This window comes from Oceanisphaera pacifica (assembly GCF_017498065.1).
Lineage (GTDB): Bacteria > Pseudomonadota > Gammaproteobacteria > Enterobacterales > Aeromonadaceae > Oceanimonas > Oceanimonas pacifica.
In genome coordinates, this window is sequence record NZ_JAGDFX010000034.1 from 1 (window position 1) to 1273 (window position 1273).

The window sequence follows — 1273 nt, forward strand, 5'->3', positions numbered from 1 at the left end:
CAGGGCAAGAGCATGAAAAAAGTCGTTAATTCAACAAGCTAGCAGTCATTAATTTAATCTAGTATCTTTCTTTTTATTGGCGGATATGATCAGATAACACTCTTTATATATTGAGAGTTCGCCATGAGAATCAATACTTTCGTCACGCACTTCGCTGATATCACTGACTCGCGTCAATTAGGAAAGATAGAGCATAAGTTGTTTGATATCATACTGTTAACCATATCAGCAGTGATATCTGGAGCCGAAGGCTGGGAAGATATTGAGATGTTCGGTGAGGAGCGTCTCGACTGGTTAAAACTGTATGGTGATTTTGAGAACGGTATCCCCGCTCATGATACCATCGCTCGCGTAATTAGCCGGATTGATCCTAAGCAATTACAAAGCTGCTTTATTAAGTGGATGCAAGAATGCCAGCAGTTGAGTGAAGGCAGCGTCATCGCGATAGATGGCAAAACAGTGCGCCGCTCTTTTGACAAAAAACAACGTAAGGCAGCCATTCACATGGTGAGCGCATTTAGTGCAGCGAATAGTGTTGTATTGGGTCAGGTAAAAACAGACGCTAAATCGAATGAAATTACCGCTATTCCTGAGTTGCTGCAACTCCTTGAAATTAAAGGCTGTTTAGTTTCCATTGATGCGATGGGATGCCAACGAGATATAGCCCAAAAAATAGTAAAAAAAGAAGGCGACTACTTACTTGCGGTGAAGGGGAATCAACCTAAATTGCATGCTGCATTTGAGAAGCACTTCCCAATATCTAAGCTGTATCAATATCAGGGAGACAGCTTTGAAACGAAAGAAAAAGCCCATGGTAGAACAGAGCATCGGATGTACTTTGTTGCTGATATATTTGAAGAATTTGTAGATTTTAGCTTTGAATGGCCGGAGTTAAAAACCGTTGGTGCCGCAGTATCAATAAGACAAGTCGGCGATACAGCGCCCAAAGCAGAAGATATCTTTGTGCGTTACTACATCAGCTCAGCCGAGCTGAGTGCTAAAGAGTTTGGTGAAGCGGTGCGCTCGCATTGGTCGATAGAGAATACGCTGCACTGGGTACTGGATGTGACGATGCGAGAAGACGATAGTCGAATTCGTCGTGGTGATGCAGCTGAAAACTTGGCAGGAATTAAACATATCGGGCTTAATTTACTTCGGCAAGAAACGAGTCTTAAATTAAGCATTAAGAAAAAGCGTTTAAAAGCAGCATTGAACGAACAGTATCTTTCAAAAGTGATTGAAATGTAAGAGTTTCCTTCATGCTCTTGCCCTG

The 1273-nt window shown here is 42.1% G+C and carries 1 protein-coding gene; it reads left to right on the forward strand.

What is annotated here, in order from left to right:
- Positions 1 to 123 precede the first annotated feature (123 nt).
- Positions 124 to 1248: an ISAs1 family transposase gene (locus tag J3U76_RS14330; RefSeq protein WP_208006645.1), complete on the forward strand. Its 1125-nt coding sequence runs from the start codon at positions 124 to 126 to the stop codon at positions 1246 to 1248.
- The last annotated feature ends 25 nt before the right edge of the window (positions 1249 to 1273 follow it).